A 19,159-nucleotide genomic window follows, 5' to 3' on the forward strand; every position below is an offset into this window, starting at 1 on the left:
GTTATACCCTAAATAATTCGAGTTGCATGCAGGCGGCAATTGAGTGAATCCCGATGAGTTGACGCCAGTCAATGATTCGGGTGAACGAAAGCGGCCAACACACATGCAGCTTGAAGTATGACGGGTATAAATCAAGATAAATCATCAAACAAACGCTCTTCAAGTTGTTCAACCTGCTGTTGTAACTTATCCAAAAAACGCAATTTACGCACAGTATCAGCCGCCAGTTCCCACTGTTGCTTATCCAGTTGCTCCACCATTTGCTGACTGCGCGTTTGTGTCATCAATGCTAAGCGGCTACTGAATGCAGCAAGCTGCGTTTCGGCATCGGGTTTGCGTTCAATCTCATCAAGCTCTTCACGCAGTTCCAACTGCTCTATCAGAAATGCAGTATCACGCATGGTGTGCTGTTCATTGCCTAAATCAAAACCCTGCAAAGATAACATATACTCGGCACGTTTTAACGGATGTTTGAGGGTTTGGTAAGCGTCATTGATGGTTGCGGCTTGTTGCAACGAGGCTAAACGCTCGCGTTCAGGCTGGTTAGCAAAACGGTCAGGGTGGAATTGACGTTGTAATTCCTGATAGCGGGTAGTGAGTTGGTTGCCGTCAACCAGATAGCGAGGCGGCAGCCCGAACAATGTGAAGTAATCCATAGCATGCTCTGGAATATAGTGATGGCTTAGCAAATATTATACAGCCCTCTTGTTATGCAAGAGAGCTGTATGAAGCACAAGTGCCTGAGGTAGAAACAAAAACAGGAGTCAGACGTTAAAGCTTTCACCACATCCGCACTCACTTGAGACATTCGGATTGTTAAACTTAAAGCCTTCGTTCAGCCCTTCCTTGACGAAATCTAATTCGGTGCCATCAAGATAGACCATGCTTTTGCCGTCGATGATCACTTTCACACCTTTGTCTTCAAAAATGACGTCATCGTCGTTCATTTCATCAACAAATTCGAGTACATATGCCATACCAGAGCAGCCTGATGTCCTTACGCCCAAGCGCAGACCCAAGCCTTTACCACGGTGATTTAAAAAGGCACTGACCCGTTGTGCAGCACTGTCGCTGATTGATATCGACATACATCTTCCTCAACTCTGCTAACAATTGATAACCTATGTTACAACTACTTGGCAGTATGTTTGCTTTTGTAGTCGGCGATAGCTGCTTTAATGGCATCTTCAGCCAGAATCGAGCAGTGAATTTTGACTGGCGGTAACTCCAGTTCTTCCGCGATTTGAGTATTTTTGATCGCTTCAGCCTGATCGAGAGATTTGCCCTTCATCCATTCAGTTACCAGAGAGCTGGAAGCAATGGCTGAACCGCAACCATAAGTCTTGAAACGAGCATCTTCAATAATACCGGCTTCGTTGACTTTGATCTGCAATTTCATGACATCACCACAAGCGGGTGCGCCAACCATGCCACTACCAATAGTAGGGTCTGCGTTGTCGAATGAACCGACGTTGCGTGGATTTTCGTAATGATCGATTACTTTTTCGCTGTAAGCCATGTGATTACTCCTGAGTCTTAAAGTCTGGAATTAATGGTGAGACCATTCAATGCTGCTAATATCCACGCCCTGTTTGAACATATCCCATAACGGGGACAAATCACGCAGACGGCCAATAGATTTACGCACCAGCACAATGGCGTAGTCTACCTCTTCTTGAGTGGTGAAACGCCCCAGAGAGAAACGGATTGAACTGTGAGCCAGTTCGTCGTTCATCCCCAACGCACGCAACACATAAGAAGGTTCCAGACTCGCGGAGGTACAGGCTGAACCTGATGAAACAGCCAGATCTTTCAGTGCCATGATCAGCGACTCACCTTCAACATAGTTGAAGCTAATGTTCAGAATGCCAGGTGCGCCATTCTCTAAATCGCCATTCAGGTAAACTTCTTCGATATCTTTCAAACCATTCCACAAACGCAGGCGCAGTGAGCGCAGACGCGCAGCTTCGCTTTCCATCTCTTCTTTAGCGATACGGTAAGCTTCACCCATACCGGCTATCTGATGGACTGGCAAGGTGCCTGAACGCATACCACGCTCATGACCACCACCGTGCTGTTGTGCTTCGATGCGAATGCGTGGTTTACGGCGAACAAACAGCGCGCCAATGCCCATCGGACCATAAACTTTATGGGCTGAGAAGGACATCAAATCAACTTTCAGTTTGCTCAGATCAATCGGTAATTTACCAACACTTTGCGTTGCATCGACGTGGAAAATGATCCCGCGACTGCGGCACATTTCGCCGATTTCAGCGATATCCTGCACCACACCGATTTCATTATTCACGTGCATGATAGAGACCAAAATGGTGTCTTCACGCATGGCCGCTTCAAGCTGTTTCAGGTCGATAATACCGTTAGACTGTGGTGCCAGATAAGTCACGTCGAAGCCTTCACGCTCCAGTTGACGACAGGTATCCAGCACCGCTTTATGTTCGGTTTTACAGGTGATGATGTGCTTGCCTTTCTTTTGATAGAAATTAGCCGCACCTTTTATTGCAAGGTTATCAGACTCAGTTGCACCGGAGGTGAAGACAATCTCACGAGGGTCAGCACCTACCAGAGCAGCAATATCATTACGTGCAATATCAACGGCTTCTTCTGCCTGCCAACCGAACTTATGAGAACGCGAGGCGGGGTTACCGAAAATACCGTCCAGAGTCAGATACTGCATCATTTTTTCAGCGACACGAGGGTCTACCGGGGTGGTTGCTGCATAATCCAGATAGATAGGTGTCTTTATTTTTGATTCGGTCATTGCTCTTATGCTCCGTACATCACTTCCAAAACGTAAAATTCCGCAGATTCTGCTTATGCGCGCAGATTGACGTTAATCGTCTCTTGCGGTCGGCCATTAGCCGTACGGCGCGTATCGTTATTCTGACGATCCGCAACCTCTAGGATATCTTGGTTATTCACCAGTTCTGCCAGCGTAATATTGTTGAGGAAGCTGCTGATGCGCTCACTCAGATCACGCCACAAGGTGTGAGTCAGGCAACGATCTCCGCCCTGACAGCCTTCTTTACCCTGACAACGGGTAGCATCGACAGATTCGTCTACGGCGGTGATTACTGCACCTACCGCGATTGCTGATGCATCTTTGCCCAGCAGGTAACCGCCACCTGGACCACGGACGCTGGCAACTAAGCCATTTTTGCGTAACCGTGAAAACAGTTGTTCCAAATAGGATAATGAGATCCCTTGGCGTTCAGAAATATCTGCCAGAGGAACTGGCCCGTCCTGGGAATGTAATGCCACATCAAGCATGGCGGTCACGGCATAACGGCCTTTGGATGTCAGTCTCATAGCTAAAATTACCTGTTGGTGAAAACAAGCCAGAATTCTGACATTCTTGACTGTTTTAGTCAACTATTTAACCTAGTAATTTACTCAAGTATTATTAACCTATTCCATTTTGAATAATATGGCAGGATTTTAATAATAACCAATTGATATAAAACCTTATTTTTTGTTATCTAACGCACTTTCACCCGCATCATGCTGTGGGTGTTTATCCTGTTTTTCAATGGATGTCAGCATACCGCGCAAGATATTTAGCTCTTGAGCCTCTGGGCGTGCACGGGTAAACAGACGGCGCAATTTACTCATAATCTGGCCTGGATGTGCCTGTCGGATAAAACCAGTATGGGATAACACCTGCTCCAAATGCAGATAAAAGCGCTCCAGATCATCCACCAAAGGATAAGGGGCTTCCTCTTCTTCTATTACCGGTGCCGCAGCCTGCTGGCGATCAAGGAATGCTACCCGCACTTCATAGGCTAAAATTTGTACCGCCATCGCCAAATTTAATGAACTGTATTCGGGGTTTGCCGGGATCGCCACATGATAATGGCACTTCTGTAGTTCATCATTCGTCAGCCCTACCCGCTCGCGGCCAAATACCAATGCAACCGGAGCATGTTCTGCTTCGTGGGCGCTGCGCACACCACATTCACGCGGCTCTAACATTGGCCAAGGCAAGGTGCGTGAACGGGCACTGGTACCGACAACCAGACTACACCCAGCCAATGCTTCATCTAAAGTATCGACAATAGTAGCATTACCAATGACATCACTGGCACCGGCAGATAGCGCAATCGCCTGCGAATCGGGTTTGACTAAAGGGTTAACCAGATACAAGTTGGTTAATCCCATGGTTTTCATGGCCCTGGCTGTTGAACCCATATTGCCGGTGTGCGAGGTTTCGACCAAAACGATACGAATATTGTGTAGCATACAAACTCTGAAGATAACGGGGAATCGCCATATCTTAACACAGACATATACCCAAGCTACTTCGAGTTGCAGGCAGGCGGCAACCGAGTGACAAATCAGTCGGGAACCGATTTGAACAGCATTTATGCTCGCCCGTAGGGTGAGCCTCAAGGATGAGGCTCATTAGTTCCTGGTTACTTAGATAACTAAGTAGCCAGGGCAAATAAAGGCAGTCAACACCTCTGCATCTTGAAGGGTGACGGGTATAGGCATTTATCAGAACCCCTGCTATACTGCGCCCCGTTTCTCGTTCTTTAACATCCTAGTGGAAGATACCCATGCATCCGATGCTGACTATCGCCATACGCGCTGCGCGTAAGGCCGGTAACCTGATTGCCAAAAATTATGAAACCCCGGACGCTGTCGAAGCGAGCCAGAAAGGGACTAACGACTTTGTTACTAATGTAGACCGTGATGCAGAGCGCCTGATTGTCGAGGTCATCCGTAAATCTTACCCAAAACACACCATTATTGGTGAAGAGTGCGGTGAGTTGGTTGGTGAAGACGATGATGTACAATGGGTTATTGATCCACTGGATGGCACTACCAACTTCATCAAACGCCTCCCTCATTTCGCCGTTTCTATCGCTGTACGCATCAAAGGCCGTACCGAAGTGGCAGTGGTTTATGACCCAATGCGTAACGAATTGTTTACAGCCACCCGTGGTCAGGGCGCGCAATTAAACGGCTATCGTCTGCGCGGCACCAATGCTAAAGATTTAGACGGCACCATTCTGGCGACCGGCTTCCCATTCAAAGTAAAACAACATGCGCCAGCTTATCTGCGCGTTGTGGGTAAACTGTTTGAACAGTGTGCAGATTTTCGTCGCACCGGTTCAGCGGCACTGGATCTGGCTTATGTGGCCGCTGGCCGTGTTGACGGTTTCTTTGAGATTGGTCTGAAGCCATGGGATTTTGCTGGTGGCGAACTGTTGGTACGTGAGTCTGGCGGTATCGTGACTGACTTTGCTGGCGGTCATAACCATTTCAGTTCTGGCAATATCGTAGCCGGTAATCCACGTATTGTTAAATCTATCGTTCAAGCGATGAGCGATGAGATTAGTGATGCATTGAAACGTTAATATCATATACCCGTCATCTTTCAAATTGCAGGTGTGTTGGCTGCTCTCGTTCACCCGAATCACTTACTCGTGTAAGCTCATCGGGGTTCTCTTGTTTGCCGCCTTCCTACACCTTGAAATCTATAGGGTATATACGCATCCAGCCATATGAAAAAAGCCAGTCTGGGTTAACCGACTGGCTTTTTTCATTGTTAACTTTAGCGGCCAAAGGGCCGTATGCCGCCGATAAACTCCGGCTGACTAGAAAGATAGAGCAGCACACCGGCAAACAGCAGAATAATCCCGCCGGTTAATGCCAGCGTAGACCACGCAATAGCTCCCCAGGCTACCGGTGCACGATGACGGCTTAAGTACACCGCCAGACGCCGCGCATAATGGACAAACAGCGCCAGTAGCGAAATGGTCAGGGATGTTCCGATTGCCATCGCTATCGCTGACAAAATCCCCCACCCGTAGACGCCGATCACTTTGGCAAATAACAGCACCATAATCGCGCCGGAACAAGGCCGCATCCCCATGGCCAGAACAATCGCCAGACGAGTGCGCCAGTCATCCCCAGCTTGTAGCTCTTGAGCACTGGGGAGATGGCGATGCCCACAACCACAATGGTCACTATGAACATGGTTGGCAGGCAACGGTTGTATACGTTGGATGCTGATTTTTTGCGGTTTGAGTAGTTTAATCTGCTGATAAAGACGCTTTAAGGCCCGTAAACACAGCAAAACCCCCAGTGCGATAACCAGCAGGAAACTGCCCTTCTCCAACCAGAAACTGCTTTGATGCAGATACCGTGATGAGAGTTGTAAAACACCCAGCAGTAACGTTACCAACAAGATAGCCACACCACCTTGCAATAGTGAGGCGGCAAAAGTTAGCTTCAGACTCTCTTTTAATTGTGCCGGATGGGTCGCCAGATAAGTGACAATCACCACTTTGCCATGCCCCGGCCCCATTGCATGCAATACGCCATAAATCAGGCTAAACATCATCAATGTAAAACCAGTCTGATGAGGATTAGCTTTAACTTGTTGCAGTAATTGGGCCATCTGCTGATGCATGCTTTTCTGCCAAATGACTGTTTTGAACAGCAACTCAGGCCAATAGAGCCATGCCACCTGGGCTGCACCGGCTAAGATCAGTAAAAACAGTATTAGCGGCCATAAATTTATCAGCCAGTGCCGGGGCCGTGAAACTGCCGTGATACCTACTGACATTGTACGGTAACCCGCTGTGCAAACTGTTTTCCTAGTTCCATGTCTTCTCCTGGCGAATCACTTTTATCCAACGATAATGCATACGCTTGTAACGAAGCATTGGGATCTGGGGTAAATAAGGTTAACTGGCAACTTTTCTCCATGTCAGTTGATAACCTTACCGCCTTGTTGCCCGCATAGGTCATGTCAACAAAATAGGTCGGGTCGTAAGTGGAGATGATGAAAGGCTTCCCCGCCAGCGGTTGGGGTTCTGCCAGTGGCAAAATAAACGCTAAAACTGCCTGATGCCCCTTGCGGGATAAGTGATACTCTGTTGGTAAGTTTTTATATTTCAACGGCTTACCGTCACGATAAATATCGGTGAAATAGTGCTGTCCCAGCACATTAGCCATCACTTCAGCCGCCAGTTTTTTCCAGATTTCAGAGTCACTTTTGGCATTTTCTGCATCATATAACAGATCGGCAGATGTGATTTCATCCATAGTCCATACCATTTTCATCCCCACCAGCATCTGTTTATCGCTAACAAAAGTGGTATCCATATCAATAAAACTGTGCGGATGGGCCTGCGCCAACTGGCTATAAACAAAAATCCCCCCCGCCAGCAGCAAAGCTATCAGCCGTTTAACCATCATCACATTGTTATGGTATAACATATCACACATTAATCAATCCTTAGATATTCTATGATGAGCCCAAAGTCATTGGTGTTACCGGTAGGCAGTCAGCTAACGACCCTATAGCTCAAGCACTCCGGGGAAAACTGTGATGTAAGTTATAAGTCGATGTAAAAGCCCACAGCCCCACTAAACCGAATAGAATCTCTTTTGCTATGCTTAAGCCTGATAAACAACAACACATTCATCACGGAAGGTTATATGAGCTTGGACACTCCCTCTGTGCCCCAGTTATCCGATCAACCGCTATCCGGTCAACAACGACGCTGCCATATGGTGCTGATGCTATTCATGCCTGCACACAAGGTACAACTGGACACCATCAGCCAATTCAATGGCGTCGGGCTAGCGACTACCCGGCAAGATATAACCGAGGTTGCTAATGAAATCCAGCGTTTCTACCATTTGCAGCTCAGCGCCGATAGTGACGATAGTTGTCTGATTCACGGTAGCCATCTTGATAAAAGACTGTGCCTAATTCATTGGCTACGGCGTGGGTTACGCTATTGCCCGCATTTCGTTGAGAACCAGTTTGCTCCCCATCTGTATCAGGCTTTGTCATGGGATAACACGGTACTATCGCAGTATCTGCCACAGATAATCAGCCAATGTGAACCCCATCTCAGTCGGCAGTTAAATGAAAGAGACCGTCAGTTTTTACAACTGTATTTGGCTTATTGTGCTTGGGAAAATCGACAGCAGGTGTTGCCAGAATTATCACCCACCCAGCAGCAGTGGTTAGAATGCAAACCCGCACTGGCAGCGGCTGACAGCTTGTTTGATTCATTTAATCCATTATTAGGTCATGCGCTGAATAGAGTTGAACGGGATATGCTGATTCTGATGCTAACGATGATTAAAGCACACAGCTATCACAGCACTCAATCAGCGGAAGATGCCCGTCTAATCAACGCCATTCACCAATTGATCACGCATTTTCAGCAACTTTCAGGGATGACACTTAGTAGCAATGAAGCACTGATCAGCCAACTTTTTGCCCATCTCGCTCCCGCAATTGAGCGCTGTTATTTCAATATCGGGATTGATAATTCTTTGTTGGAAGAAGTTATCCAAAAATACCCGCGGCTGTTACGAACCACGCGACAGGCGCTGGCTACTTTTGAACAGGAATATCAGATTCAATTCTCTGTCGACGAAGTCGGTCTGATTGCCATTAGCTTTGGTGCCTGGCTGATGCAGGAAAATGCATTACAGGAAAAGCAGATTTTACTGCTGACGCGGAATAATCCAGAATTGGAAGAGCAAGTGGAACAGCAGGTACGTGAGTTAACCTTACTGCCATTACATATTAAATATTTGCCCCACGACGTTTATCTGCAATCGGGTGCCCCGCCCGGCACTACTGTGGTGCTCACACCGTATGCCGTACGGCAACCTGAATCAACGCCCCCGCTGATTCAGGTACTACTACCGCTCACTGAGCAACAAAACAAGCAGTTACGCAGTGTGTTGGAGCTGCCTTAACTGGCAGACTCTGGCTGACTCGGCACTACCCGAGGGCGAATAAACAGTGCCGGGATCACAATCAATGCCATAACCCAGAACACCCCTCCCTGATAATGCTCAAACAGGAAACCGGAGATCACCGTCATGACCGCAATTCCCCCGCCCATCGCCAGTGCAGAATAAACTGACTGTAAACGGATCACATCCGGCCCACGTCGCGCGGCAATAAAACGCATGGCTGCCAAGTGGCAGACAGTAAACGAGCCACAATGTAAAATCTGAATCAAGATCAACCACGGCAATTCGGTGGTTGATGCCATTAAGCTCCAGCGCACTATCCCGGTGATCGCCGAAAGCAGTAATAAGCTGCGGGCAGTCCAGCGGCGAAATAGTACATTGCTAAATGCGAACACCAGAATCTCAGCGACCACGCCCAACGACCATAAATAACCAATGGTGGCGGCGGAATAACCAGCATCTTGCCAGTAAATAGAGCTAAAACTGTAATAACCGGCATGCGCACCTTGTAATAGCGTCACGCAGAGTAAAAAACGCCAGACCTGTGGCTCAGACAGTAATACTTTCCAGTGGGTGGCGACAACATTACGATGTTTAATCTCACCCTGCGGCATAATACTGGGTTTGAGTAACGCCCCGAGTAACATGGCGGCGATACCGAAAGTCAGGCTATAGAGAATAGCCGTGTGGCCCCAAACAGAGACCAGCTTACCGGTCAATGCCGAACCGATAACAAAAGCCAGTGACCCCCACAGCCGGACCTTGCCATAATCCATGGTTATCTGTTTCTGCCAGGTGGCTGCCAACGCATCGGTCAGTGGCACTAGTGGGCCAAAAAACAGGTTAAAACCCGCAATAACCACCATCAACCAGGCCCAACCATTACCAAACCAAAAACCCACCGCAAAGGCCAATGTCAGTAGTGCCAAAATTCGGATTGCTGTAACCAGATGAGAAGGATCTTTGACGCTGGGGGCAATGATCAGACTGCCAAGGAAACGGGAGATTAAGCCTGCACCCAACAAGATACCAATGGTTTCCGGTGGAATGCCTTCCCCTTGTAACCAGATGCCCCAAAAAGGCAGGAAAATGCCATAAGAAAAAAAATAGGTGAAATAGCTGAGCGACAGCCAACGTGTTGATTGCAATACCATGAATCCCTCCAGGCTCAGCCCGATACTGTGACAGAGGCCTCTTCCGCTGGCAATGTTGTAATTATGCAAACATACAGTTTGGGATGAGCTTCACATTTAAATAGGGTGATTTACAAAGTAACAACAGATTGCGCGGCCGCTATCGCATCGTTACATTCACGCTACAGATATCAATATCAGATATAAAAAAACCCGCATTCGCGGGTTTTCATTACAGCTTAACGATATCCAGCAATATTATGCGTAAACCGGTAAGCGGGCGCAGATAGCCAGTACTTTCTGTTTCACGCGCTCAATGGTTGCTTCATCGTTGATGTTATCTAACACATCACACATCCAGCCAGCCAGTTCGCGAGATTCCGCTTCTTTGAAGCCACGGCGGGTAATCGCTGGGCTACCGATACGCACGCCTGAAGTCACAAACGGACTTCTCGGATCGTTAGGTACGCTGTTTTTGTTCACGGTAATATTCGCACGGCCCAAAGCGGCATCGGCGTCTTTACCGGTGATATCTTTATCCACCAGATCCAACAGGAACAGGTGGTTCTCAGTACCGCCAGAAACCACTTTATAGCCGCGCTCTTGGAACACTGACACCATCGCTTTGGCATTGTTAACTACTTGTTGCTGATAAATTTTGAACTCAGGCTCCATGGCTTCTTTCAATGCTACCGCTTTACCGGCAATAACATGCATCAATGGGCCACCCTGGTTACCAGGGAAAACAGAAGAGTTCAGTTTCTTATACAGATCTTCATCACCGCCTTTCGCCAAGATCAGACCGCCACGTGGGCCAGCCAATGTTTTGTGCGTGGTCGTGGTAACGACATGTGCATGTGGGACCGGGTTAGGATAAACGCCAGCAGCAACCAGACCTGCTACGTGAGCCATATCCACAAAGAACCATGCGTCGATGCTATCAGCGATTTCACGCATTTTTGCCCAATCAACGATACCGGAATAAGCAGAGAAGCCACCGATAATCATTTTTGGTTTATGAATTTCGGCCTGACGCGCCAGATCTTCATAATCAATCTGACCAGATTCATCGATACCGTAAGGTACGATATTGTACAGTTTACCGGAGAAGTTAACCGGTGAGCCGTGGGTCAGGTGGCCGCCATGGGCCAGGTTCATCCCCAATACAGTATCACCGGGTTGCAGCAATGCAGAGTAAACAGAGACGTTTGCCTGAGAACCGGAATGTGGCTGAACGTTAGCGTAATCGGCACCGAACAACGCTTTAGCACGGTCAATGGCCAGTTGCTCAACAACGTCAACATACTCACAGCCACCGTAGTAACGTTTGCCTGGATAACCTTCAGCATATTTATTCGTCAACTGAGAACCTTGCGCCTGCATAACACGCGGGCTGGTGTAGTTCTCAGAGGCAATCAGCTCAATGTGCTCTTCCTGGCGCACCACTTCTTGCTCCATTGCACGCCATAAATCTGCATCATAATCGGCAATGTTCATTTCACGCTTTAACATCCGGCTCTCCTGACTTAGCTAACAAGTTATACCTATACCCAAAGTCATTGGAGGTGCAGCTAGGCAACCAATGAGCGACAAATCGGTTGAAGACCGATTTGAACAGCATTTATGCTAGCCCTCAGGGTGAGCCTCTTTGAGGCTCATTAATCCCGATGAGCTGACTCACGTCAGTGATTCGGGTGAGTGAGAGCAGCGAACACCGCTGCAGCTTCAAGTACGAAGGGTATAGTGGGCTACCCGTTTGGGTTCTAGCCCACAGTGTAAACTGTTTCCCCCCCGTTAAGATAGGTCTTGACAGAGGTTTTTACGCAAACGATTGGCTTCAGACTGCGTAAGGCTTTGACCTGTTCAGACTTCATCCAGTGCAACGGAATTATCCTCATATTCATCATGTGTTTTTTTCACATTCTGTGAGCTGACACGTCAAGGTAATCCCTTATAAGTGGAATCTGCATTTACAAATTAGGGTGCAATCTATAAGATGCATTTAAAATACATGTATTGATTTACACACTATAATACCCAAAGTAATTAGCGTGACAGCGAGGCTCGTAGATGGGCCGAGTAACAAAACCGCTGTGACGCCAAGTACCACGGGAATAAGGAGCACACCATGCTAGATAACCAAACCATCGCTACCGTTCAGGCCACCATTCCGTTACTTGCCGCCACCGGCCCCAAACTCACTGCACATTTTTACGATCGCATGTTTGAGCACAATCCTGAGCTGAAGCACATTTTCAATATGAGTAATCAGTTTAATGGCGATCAGCGTGAAGCTCTGTTTAATGCGATTTGCGCCTATGCAGCCAATATCGATAATTTGGCGGCACTACTGCCCGCTGTTGAGCGTATTGCTCAGAAACATACCAGCCTGAATATTCAACCTGAGCACTATGCCATTATCGGCCATCATCTGATCAGCACTCTGGATGAGATGTTCTCCCCCGGCCAGGAAGTGTTAGATGCCTGGGGTAAGGCCTATGGTGTGTTGGCAGATGTTTTTATTCAGCGAGAAAGTCAGATTTATCAGCAGGGAGAGGCCAGCACCGGTGGCTGGCGGACCTTGCGCCGTTTTCGTATCATTAAAAAAGAGATGCAGAGCGAGGTGATTTGCAGCTTTGTGTTAGCGCCGGAAGACGGTGGCCGGGTATTGGATTTCAAACCGGGGCAATATCTGGGAATTTATATTGAAGATGAACAACTTGAATATCAGGAAATCCGCCAATACTCCCTGACTGCGGCACCCAATGGCAAGACTTACCGTATTGCGGTGAAACGCGAAGAGCAAGGCACAGTTTCTAACTATTTACACCAGCAACTGCACGAAGGAGATAGTGTACGTATCGCTCCCCCTCGTGGCGATTTCTTTCTCGATATCTCAGCAGAAACGCCTGTTGCATTGATTTCTGCCGGTGTCGGCCAGACGCCAATGTTAAGTATGCTCAATACCCTTCATGATAACCAACATGCAGCGCCGATACATTGGCTACATGCCGCTGAAAATGGCCGGGTACACGCGTTTGCCGATGAAGTCGCGACTATTGCACAGAATATGCCGAATCTTAGCCGCCACGTGTGGTACCGCGAACCCACCGCTCAGGACCGTGCCGGTGATGATTATCACAGCCAAGGGCTGATGGATCTCAGTTCACATCAGTGGCTGGCGGCCGATCCCAATAGACATTATTATTTCTGTGGCCCGCTGGCATTTATGCAATATGCTGGCCGCCAGTTATTGGCGCAAGGGGTAGCATCCGCGCATATACATTATGAGTGTTTCGGCCCACATAAAGTCATCTAACTATTGAATTTATCATCGAGAGGCTACTCAGCCTCTCCTCTATTTCTGTTCTAAAAAAACCATCTGGTTATTACGTTTAAATTTGGTAGAACGTGATATAGATCTCATATATCCTACCTTAATATTGCCACGATGAGACATTCGGATGAATGTCTAGCTATCCATACAACTAAAATTAATAGTGTGGCTACAATTATCCCCTTACTATTTATTACCCGGTAATAGAATTTATTGCTGAGTGAAATAAGGCTGAATTGACCTACCATGAGTAAGAAATTCATAAAAAAAGAAGGGTTGGCATTGGTATCCATGGCGCGCTATTTAATTGGTGAGCGCCCCGGTAATCGACTTAAAACCATCGATGAATTATCAGAAGATTTCGGTATCTCAGTCGGTGTAGTTCAGCACGCATTAAAAGTACTGGAAGCTGATGGGGCTATCATCGTTGAGCGTCGAGGCCGTAATGGTACCTTGCTTATTGACCTGAATATGCCGCAGTTACTGCAACAGGCTGATTTAGGTAATATGGTATGCGCCATGCCACTGCCCTATACCAAGCTTTATGAAGGCCTGGCCAGCGGCTTAAGAGAACAATTCACCCTACTTCCGCTCTATTTTGCCCATATGCGTGGGGCCGAAGTGCGTATCGAATGCCTGATAGATGGTGTCTACGATATGGCCGTCGTGTCGCATCTGGCAGCGAAAAGTTATCTGAACGAAGGGAAAGTGTCACTGGCATTAAATCTGGGTAATGGCTCTTACGTGGATGGCCACCAGCTTATTTGCCGCCCTGGTGAGCAGCACAAAATCCAGCGGGTAGGATTGGACCCGCGCTCACCTGACCAATGTTTGCTGACTGACATTAAATTTGCTGGCCAACCCATTGAGCGGGTTGAATTACCTTATAGTGACTGTATCGCACATATTAACCGTGGTGATATTGATGCTGCTATCTGGAATCTGGCCGAAGATATTCCTCATGAACACTTGCAGGCGATCAAATTACAAGGTGATGAGCGATATATTCAGGCTTCGCAGGCGGTTATCCTCATCCGGCCAGATAACCATCCGATCAAATTATTACTGGAAAAAGGCATCAATGAGACATTGTTGCTTAACCATCAGCGGGCAGTACAGAATGGCGAGATAGAGCCTCGCTATTAATATTATTTGCCTGGCTGCAAACTAAGCCATTTTCAGGAGGCCAACTCTTTGGAAATTTGTATTGATGCGCGTCTTAATATTCTGTGTCAATCAGGGGTTATCGATACCGATATTGGTCAAGGTTTAGACCAAGTTATCAACCGTTTAGAGAATTTTTGGCAGCTACCGGTTAGGGGTGAGCAGGGCATGATGGCCATTACCCATATGGCGAATGCATTAATGCGCACCCGCCGGGGCGAAGAGATCCATGCCCTGGATCCGGCGATATTAGCGGAAATTACCCAAAGTGAAGAAATTCACTATATCCGTGAGATCAATCAGGATTTATTGGCCTATTTTTCACTAAAACCGACAGAAAACGAAATAGGATATTTACTCGCGAACCTTTACGGTCTATACCTTTCTAGTGACGTCCCTCCGCTGCGCTGAAATGGGCTTCGCGGGAGTATCGTTAAATAAACAACATCAGGGTCTTTTTTCACTAAATATTCAAAATAATAATAATTTAGCAAAATAATTCTGCCTCGGGCGCCCTTAGGACATCAAATGTTTTTAAAAACCCTTTTAAAACAAAATACTAAATTAATCGATGCCGCTATATCATATTGGCAACAGGGGGAAATTTATCCAGACAGCTATGTTATTGACGTCGAACAAACTGAGGCTAATGCCCGTCTACTGGTTGAAACCGCCAGTCGGTACCAGATAAAACTGTATCTGATGAGTAAACAGTTCGGGCGTAACCCTGAACTATGCCGCCGTCTGCTGGCATGTGGTTTTCAGGGAATGGTCGCGGTTGATTTTAAGGAGGCGCGGCAGCTCTACCGCCATGCTATTCCTGTCGCCCATGTAGGTCATTTAGTGCAGCCGCCCTCAGCAATGGTCGAGGAGATAGTGCGCCAGCGGCCAGAGGTCATTACTGTTTTCTCGTTGGAGAAGGCAGTGGAGATATCACAGGCGGCGCATCGCCAACATATTATCCAACCCATAATGTTGAAGGTTTGCCAATCAGGAGATTTGCTCTATTCAGGGCAAGAAGCGGGATTCGAGTTACATCATTTACCGGCTGTCATTGCGGCTCTACGAGAGATGCCGGGCGTACGATTGGTTGGAATAACGCATTTCCCTTGCATGGTGTATGACCCCCAGTTGCGGCAAACTTTGCCAACAGCCAACATGCGAACTTTATTGACCGCACGGAATACCCTGCAAGCAGAAGGTGTCACCATTGAACAGCTAAATGCCCCCTCAGCAACTAGTTGTACCACCCTCCCCGAGTTGGCCCAATTAGGGATAACACACAGCGAACCCGGCCATGCGCTCACCGGAACCATGCCCACCAATCAGCATGGCGACCAGCCAGAACAGATATCTATGCTATATCTGTCCGAGATTTCCCATCATTTTGCTGATAATAGCTATGTATTTGGCGGCGGTTATTATCGCCGTGGCCATTTGCAAAATGCGTTAATTTGGCACGATAACCAATTTAGCCAATCCTCAGTATTACCGATTGATAATGACAGTATCGATTATTGTCTGCGTCTGGCGGGCCAGTTCCCAGTTGGTAGTCCGGTTATTATGTGTTTCCGCTCCCAGATATTTGTAACTCGCAGTGATGTCGTCTTGATAGATGGCATTCAAAGTGGCACTCCCCGCATTCTTGGCTGCTATGACAGCCAGGGTAATAGGCTGGGTTAATCAATAAAAAAAGCCATCAGACCAATACGTTAGTTTATTTAATGTATACCCATGATAGTCTTACACACTGACTTTCTTCGGAGCCTACCCGATGATCAATCCTAACGGATACACCTACGCGCACGAGCATCTCCACATTGATTTGTCTGGATTTAAAAATAATCTGGACTGTCGCCTCGATCAATATCAGCCGATCTGTGACGAAATGCGTGAACTGGTGAGTAAAGGGGTGCTGAACATCATCGAAGTGACCAACCGATACATGGGCCGTAACCCTCAGTTTTTATTGAATCTGATGCGTGACAGTGGCATAAATATCATCGCATCAACCGGTTATTACACTGACAGTTTTTACCCGCCGAGGGTGCGTGAAAGTAGCGCACAGCAATTGGCACAAACCATGATTGATGAGATCGAGACAGGTATTGATGGCACGGCACTAAAAGCGGGCGTCATTGCCGAGATAGGGACCAGCGAAGGGGTTATTACCCCTGATGAGGAGAAAGTGTTTCATGCCGCAGCACTGACTCATCATGCAACTGGCCTGCCCATCTCAACCCATACCAGTTTCAGTACCATGGGATTGCAGCAAATTGCACTACTCAAACAACATGGTGTCCCGCTCGATCGCGTCGTTATCGGCCATTGTGACCTGAAAGAGCAAACTGATCTTATTGTGCAAATGATCGAGATGGGCGTGTATGTTCAATTCGACACCATAGGTAAAAATAGTTATTTCCCGGACCAACGCAGGGTCGCGATGTTAGTGGCGTTGGCTGAACGCGGGCTGCTGAACAGAGTCATGTTGTCGATGGATATCACCCGTCGCTCACATTTAAAAGCCAATGGCGGTAGCGGGTTTAGTTACTTAGTTGATTCGTTTGTTCCCATGTTACTGGCCGCAGGGATTTCCCACGCTCAGGTGGAAATGATGTTGCGCCACAATCCTAATAAATTTTTCGCCACGCAAGGAAAGTGATTATGAAGAAGATTGGCATTGCCGGGCTGCAACGAGAGTTAATACGCGAAATGATTGAGCAGACGGCACCTAATACCTTTGAGACATTTATTCTCTCGGACATGGATGCGGCTATCAAAGTGAAAGAAGGCCAATTGGACTATTATATCGGTGCCTGTAACACCGGTGCCGGAGCGGCATTATCAATGGCTATCGCGATTATTGGTTATAACAAAAGTGCCACTATCGCCAAGCCTGGAATCAAGGCGAAACCTGAGCAAATAGAGAAGTTGGTGACTGAGGGCAAAGTGGCATTTGGCTTATCCGTCGAACATATTGAACATGCAATCCCACTGCTGATTACACAGTTGCGCTAAAGGGGACACCACCGTGGATTATATTCATATTGTTGTGGTTGCTCTGCTGACAGGGATGACCGCGCTGCTTTCTCACCGTTCCGTTGCCGTGTTTCATGACGGTATCCGCCCTATTTTGCCACAGTTGGTTGAAGGGAATATGAGCCGCCGTGAAGCGGGGAGTATTGCTTTCGGTCTGAGTGTAGGTTTTATCGCCTCAGTCGGTATCTCATTTACCCTCTCGACCGGCTTACTTAATTCCTGGTTACTGTTTTTGCCGACTGACATCATTGGTGTGCTGGCAATCAATAGCTATCTGGCATTTGCTCTGGGTGCTGCGTGGGGTATTTTGGCCCTTACCAGCTTACCGGCAGTTAATACTGCGCTCACCTCATTACCAGTGAATTTTATCGGTTCTCTGGGGGAATTGAGTAGCCCGGTGATATCCGCCTTTGCCCTATTCCCATTGGTGGCTATTTTCTACCAATTTGGCTGGAAGACCGCGGTTATTTCCGCCTTTATCGTGCTGCTGACCCGTCTGCTGATTACCCGTTTCACCGGGCTATTCCCTGAATCAATTGAAATTTTTGTCGGTATGATTCTGCTTATCGGCATTGCCATTGCCCAAGACTTACGGGCAAAAACCCACCTGGGAGGTGGTGGCGGACACTCGGTATTTGAAGAACGAACCCAGCGAATTATTAAGAACTTGCCGATGCTGGCGGTAGTGGGTGGATTAATTTCAGCCGTCGCCAGTATGAAGATTTTTGGTGGTAGCGAAGTATCAATTTATACACTGGCAAAAGCTTACGCGCCGGGTATCACGCCGGAAGAGTCATTGGCATTAATCCATCAGGCATCACTGGCTGAGTTTATGCGTGGCCTCGGATTTGTGCCGCTGATTGCTACTACGGCACTGGCGACCGGTGTTTATGCCGTTGCAGGTTTCACTTTCGTGTTTGTGGTCGGTTATCTGGTTCCAAACCCCTTACTGGCAGGGATAATCGGCGCGGTGGTGATATCACTGGAAGTGCTAATGCTGCGTTCCATCGGAAAATGGTTAGGCCGCTTCCCGTCAGTACGTAATGCGTCTGATAATATCCGTAACGCCATGAACTTGCTGATGGAATACGCGCTGTTAATCGGGGCAATTTTTGCGTCGATCAAGATGGCCGGTTATACCGGTTTCACTATCACTACCGCCTTATATTTCCTGAATGAAGCCATTGGTCGCCCGGTGATGAAGATTGCCGCACCAGTGGTGGCGGTGATTCTTGCCGGTATCGTGTTGAACCTGTTCTACTGGCTGGGGTTATTTGTTCCAGCATAAATCCTTGGTACTTGACGTTGCAGGGTTGCTGCGTAGAGAGTAAAAAAGCCCGTTCGTGGAAACGAAACGGGCTTTTTATTGATGACTTAAATATGCAGAATTTAAATCGCTTCTTCGTCTTGCTCACCGGTGCGGATACGCACCACACGAGAGACATCAAAGACAAAGATTTTGCCGTCGCCAATTTTACCTGTCTGGGCCGTTTGCATAATCGCTTCAACGCAGGTATCGACAATATCGTCAGCAACCACAATTTCTATTTTTACTTTTGGCAGGAAATCCACCATATACTCAGCGCCACGGTACAGTTCGGTATGCCCTTTCTGGCGACCAAAACCTTTTACTTCTGTCACTGTCATCCCGGTGATACCGACTTCAGCCAGTGCCTCACGGACATCATCCAGTTTGAATGGCTTAATAATCGCGTCAATTTTTTTCATGGTG

Annotated in this window: 20 protein-coding genes; 9 read left to right on the top strand and 11 right to left on the bottom strand. The window is 47.6% G+C overall.

Going from position 1 to position 19,159, the window contains the following annotated elements; translation table 11 throughout:
• Positions 1-131: 131 nt before the first annotated feature.
• The 6 genes from hscB to trmJ form a co-directional block, all read right to left on the bottom strand.
• Positions 132-656: a co-chaperone HscB gene (gene hscB, locus Q2T71_RS15420; protein WP_372559674.1), complete on the bottom strand. Its 525-nt coding sequence runs from the start codon at positions 654-656 to the stop codon at positions 132-134.
• Positions 657-764: 108 nt separating this feature from the next.
• Positions 765-1,088: an iron-sulfur cluster assembly protein IscA gene (iscA, locus tag Q2T71_RS15425; RefSeq protein ID WP_005192709.1), complete on the bottom strand. Its 324-nt coding sequence runs from the start codon at positions 1,086-1,088 to the stop codon at positions 765-767.
• A gap of 44 nt (positions 1,089-1,132) precedes the next feature.
• On the bottom strand, positions 1,133-1,519 hold the full coding sequence (gene iscU, locus Q2T71_RS15430) for a Fe-S cluster assembly scaffold IscU (RefSeq protein ID WP_005159510.1): 387 nt from the start codon (positions 1,517-1,519) through the stop codon (positions 1,133-1,135).
• 30 nt (positions 1,520-1,549) lie between these two features.
• Positions 1,550-2,764, bottom strand: coding sequence for an IscS subfamily cysteine desulfurase (locus Q2T71_RS15435; protein WP_372559939.1), 1,215 nt, complete (start codon positions 2,762-2,764; stop codon positions 1,550-1,552).
• A 68-nt stretch (positions 2,765-2,832) separates the two neighbouring features.
• A complete protein-coding gene (gene iscR, locus Q2T71_RS15440; RefSeq protein ID WP_004707916.1) occupies positions 2,833-3,327 on the bottom strand; it encodes a Fe-S cluster assembly transcriptional regulator IscR in 495 nt (164 codons plus the stop codon).
• Between the two features lie 156 nt (positions 3,328-3,483).
• Positions 3,484-4,257, bottom strand: a complete 774-nt coding sequence (trmJ, locus tag Q2T71_RS15445; protein WP_372559675.1) for a tRNA (cytosine(32)/uridine(32)-2'-O)-methyltransferase TrmJ — start codon at positions 4,255-4,257, stop codon at positions 3,484-3,486.
• Positions 4,258-4,574: 317 nt separating this feature from the next.
• Here trmJ and suhB point away from each other — a divergent pair, with 317 nt between their 5' ends.
• Positions 4,575-5,378: an inositol-1-monophosphatase gene (gene suhB / locus Q2T71_RS15450; RefSeq protein ID WP_005192722.1), complete on the top strand. Its 804-nt coding sequence runs from the start codon at positions 4,575-4,577 to the stop codon at positions 5,376-5,378.
• Between the two features lie 197 nt (positions 5,379-5,575).
• On the opposite strand, the gene Q2T71_RS15455 is transcribed toward suhB, so the two are convergent.
• Both Q2T71_RS15455 and Q2T71_RS15460 read right to left on the bottom strand, forming a co-directional pair.
• Complete coding sequence (locus tag Q2T71_RS15455; protein ID WP_372559676.1) at positions 5,576-6,592, bottom strand: nickel/cobalt transporter; 1,017 nt, start codon at positions 6,590-6,592, stop codon at positions 5,576-5,578.
• Complete coding sequence (locus tag Q2T71_RS15460; RefSeq protein WP_372559677.1) at positions 6,583-7,257, bottom strand: DUF1007 family protein; 675 nt, start codon at positions 7,255-7,257, stop codon at positions 6,583-6,585. The genes Q2T71_RS15455 and Q2T71_RS15460 overlap by 10 nt, the downstream gene beginning before the upstream one ends.
• A gap of 213 nt (positions 7,258-7,470) precedes the next feature.
• Between Q2T71_RS15460 and csiE the strand changes: the two genes are divergently transcribed.
• On the top strand, positions 7,471-8,754 hold the full coding sequence (csiE, locus tag Q2T71_RS15465; RefSeq protein WP_372559678.1) for a stationary phase inducible protein CsiE: 1,284 nt from the start codon (positions 7,471-7,473) through the stop codon (positions 8,752-8,754).
• Here csiE and Q2T71_RS15470 read toward each other — a convergent pair.
• The gene (locus Q2T71_RS15470; RefSeq protein ID WP_372559679.1) at positions 8,751-9,908 is read right to left on the bottom strand and encodes a 3-phenylpropionate MFS transporter; all 1,158 of its coding nucleotides are present in this window, start codon (positions 9,906-9,908) and stop codon (positions 8,751-8,753) included. The genes csiE and Q2T71_RS15470 overlap by 4 nt on opposite strands.
• A 237-nt stretch (positions 9,909-10,145) precedes the next feature.
• Positions 10,146-11,399, bottom strand: coding sequence for a serine hydroxymethyltransferase (glyA, locus tag Q2T71_RS15475; RefSeq protein WP_372559680.1), 1,254 nt, complete (start codon positions 11,397-11,399; stop codon positions 10,146-10,148).
• A 616-nt stretch (positions 11,400-12,015) separates the two neighbouring features.
• Between glyA and hmpA the strand changes: the two genes are divergently transcribed.
• From hmpA to Q2T71_RS15510, 7 genes are all read left to right on the top strand, one after another.
• On the top strand, positions 12,016-13,206 hold the full coding sequence (gene hmpA, locus Q2T71_RS15480; RefSeq protein WP_372559681.1) for an NO-inducible flavohemoprotein: 1,191 nt from the start codon (positions 12,016-12,018) through the stop codon (positions 13,204-13,206).
• A gap of 264 nt (positions 13,207-13,470) precedes the next feature.
• Entirely contained in the window at positions 13,471-14,370 is a 900-nt protein-coding gene (gene yhfZ / locus Q2T71_RS15485) for a GntR family transcriptional regulator YhfZ (RefSeq protein ID WP_372559682.1), read from the top strand.
• Positions 14,371-14,418: 48 nt separating this feature from the next.
• Complete coding sequence (locus Q2T71_RS15490) at positions 14,419-14,799, top strand: PRD domain-containing protein (protein WP_372559683.1); 381 nt, start codon at positions 14,419-14,421, stop codon at positions 14,797-14,799.
• 117 nt (positions 14,800-14,916) lie between these two features.
• Positions 14,917-16,071, top strand: coding sequence for a YhfX family PLP-dependent enzyme (locus Q2T71_RS15495; protein ID WP_372559684.1), 1,155 nt, complete (start codon positions 14,917-14,919; stop codon positions 16,069-16,071).
• 91 nt (positions 16,072-16,162) lie between these two features.
• The gene (locus Q2T71_RS15500; protein WP_372559685.1) at positions 16,163-17,050 is read left to right on the top strand and encodes a phosphotriesterase-related protein; all 888 of its coding nucleotides are present in this window, start codon (positions 16,163-16,165) and stop codon (positions 17,048-17,050) included.
• A gap of 2 nt (positions 17,051-17,052) precedes the next feature.
• Complete coding sequence (locus Q2T71_RS15505) at positions 17,053-17,406, top strand: DUF2620 domain-containing protein (protein ID WP_372559686.1); 354 nt, start codon at positions 17,053-17,055, stop codon at positions 17,404-17,406.
• A gap of 13 nt (positions 17,407-17,419) precedes the next feature.
• Positions 17,420-18,715: a YhfT family protein gene (locus tag Q2T71_RS15510; RefSeq protein ID WP_083163153.1), complete on the top strand. Its 1,296-nt coding sequence runs from the start codon at positions 17,420-17,422 to the stop codon at positions 18,713-18,715.
• Positions 18,716-18,816: 101 nt separating this feature from the next.
• Here Q2T71_RS15510 and glnB read toward each other — a convergent pair whose 3' ends face one another.
• Positions 18,817-19,155 (bottom strand): nitrogen regulatory protein P-II, encoded by a 339-nt coding sequence (gene glnB / locus Q2T71_RS15515; protein ID WP_002231018.1) that lies wholly within the window; start codon positions 19,153-19,155, stop codon positions 18,817-18,819.
• Between the last annotated feature and the right edge of the window lie 4 nt (positions 19,156-19,159).

It is taken from the genome of Yersinia sp. 1652 StPb PI (assembly GCF_041538345.1).
GTDB classification, from domain to species: Bacteria; Pseudomonadota; Gammaproteobacteria; order Enterobacterales; family Enterobacteriaceae; genus Yersinia; species Yersinia enterocolitica_E.

Excerpts from the sequence above, each read along its gene's own strand:
- hscB (WP_372559674.1), bottom strand. The coding sequence starts at position 656 with ATGGATTACTTCACATTGTTCGGGCTGCCGCCTCGCTATCTGGTTGAC.
- iscA (WP_005192709.1), bottom strand. The coding sequence starts at position 1,088 with ATGTCGATATCAATCAGCGACAGTGCTGCACAACGGGTCAGTGCCTTT.
- iscU (WP_005159510.1), bottom strand. The coding sequence starts at position 1,519 with ATGGCTTACAGCGAAAAAGTAATCGATCATTACGAAAATCCACGCAAC.
- iscR (WP_004707916.1), bottom strand. The coding sequence starts at position 3,327 with ATGAGACTGACATCCAAAGGCCGTTATGCCGTGACCGCCATGCTTGAT.
- trmJ (WP_372559675.1), bottom strand. The coding sequence starts at position 4,257 with ATGCTACACAATATTCGTATCGTTTTGGTCGAAACCTCGCACACCGGC.
- suhB (WP_005192722.1), top strand. The coding sequence starts at position 4,575 with ATGCATCCGATGCTGACTATCGCCATACGCGCTGCGCGTAAGGCCGGT.
- Q2T71_RS15455 (WP_372559676.1), bottom strand. The coding sequence starts at position 6,592 with ATGTCAGTAGGTATCACGGCAGTTTCACGGCCCCGGCACTGGCTGATA.
- Q2T71_RS15460 (WP_372559677.1), bottom strand. The coding sequence starts at position 7,257 with ATGTGTGATATGTTATACCATAACAATGTGATGATGGTTAAACGGCTG.
- csiE (WP_372559678.1), top strand. The coding sequence starts at position 7,471 with ATGAGCTTGGACACTCCCTCTGTGCCCCAGTTATCCGATCAACCGCTA.
- Q2T71_RS15470 (WP_372559679.1), bottom strand. The coding sequence starts at position 9,908 with ATGGTATTGCAATCAACACGTTGGCTGTCGCTCAGCTATTTCACCTAT.
- glyA (WP_372559680.1), bottom strand. The coding sequence starts at position 11,399 with ATGTTAAAGCGTGAAATGAACATTGCCGATTATGATGCAGATTTATGG.
- hmpA (WP_372559681.1), top strand. The coding sequence starts at position 12,016 with ATGCTAGATAACCAAACCATCGCTACCGTTCAGGCCACCATTCCGTTA.
- yhfZ (WP_372559682.1), top strand. The coding sequence starts at position 13,471 with ATGAGTAAGAAATTCATAAAAAAAGAAGGGTTGGCATTGGTATCCATG.
- Q2T71_RS15495 (WP_372559684.1), top strand. The coding sequence starts at position 14,917 with ATGTTTTTAAAAACCCTTTTAAAACAAAATACTAAATTAATCGATGCC.
- Q2T71_RS15500 (WP_372559685.1), top strand. The coding sequence starts at position 16,163 with ATGATCAATCCTAACGGATACACCTACGCGCACGAGCATCTCCACATT.
- Q2T71_RS15505 (WP_372559686.1), top strand. The coding sequence starts at position 17,053 with ATGAAGAAGATTGGCATTGCCGGGCTGCAACGAGAGTTAATACGCGAA.
- glnB (WP_002231018.1), bottom strand. The coding sequence starts at position 19,155 with ATGAAAAAAATTGACGCGATTATTAAGCCATTCAAACTGGATGATGTC.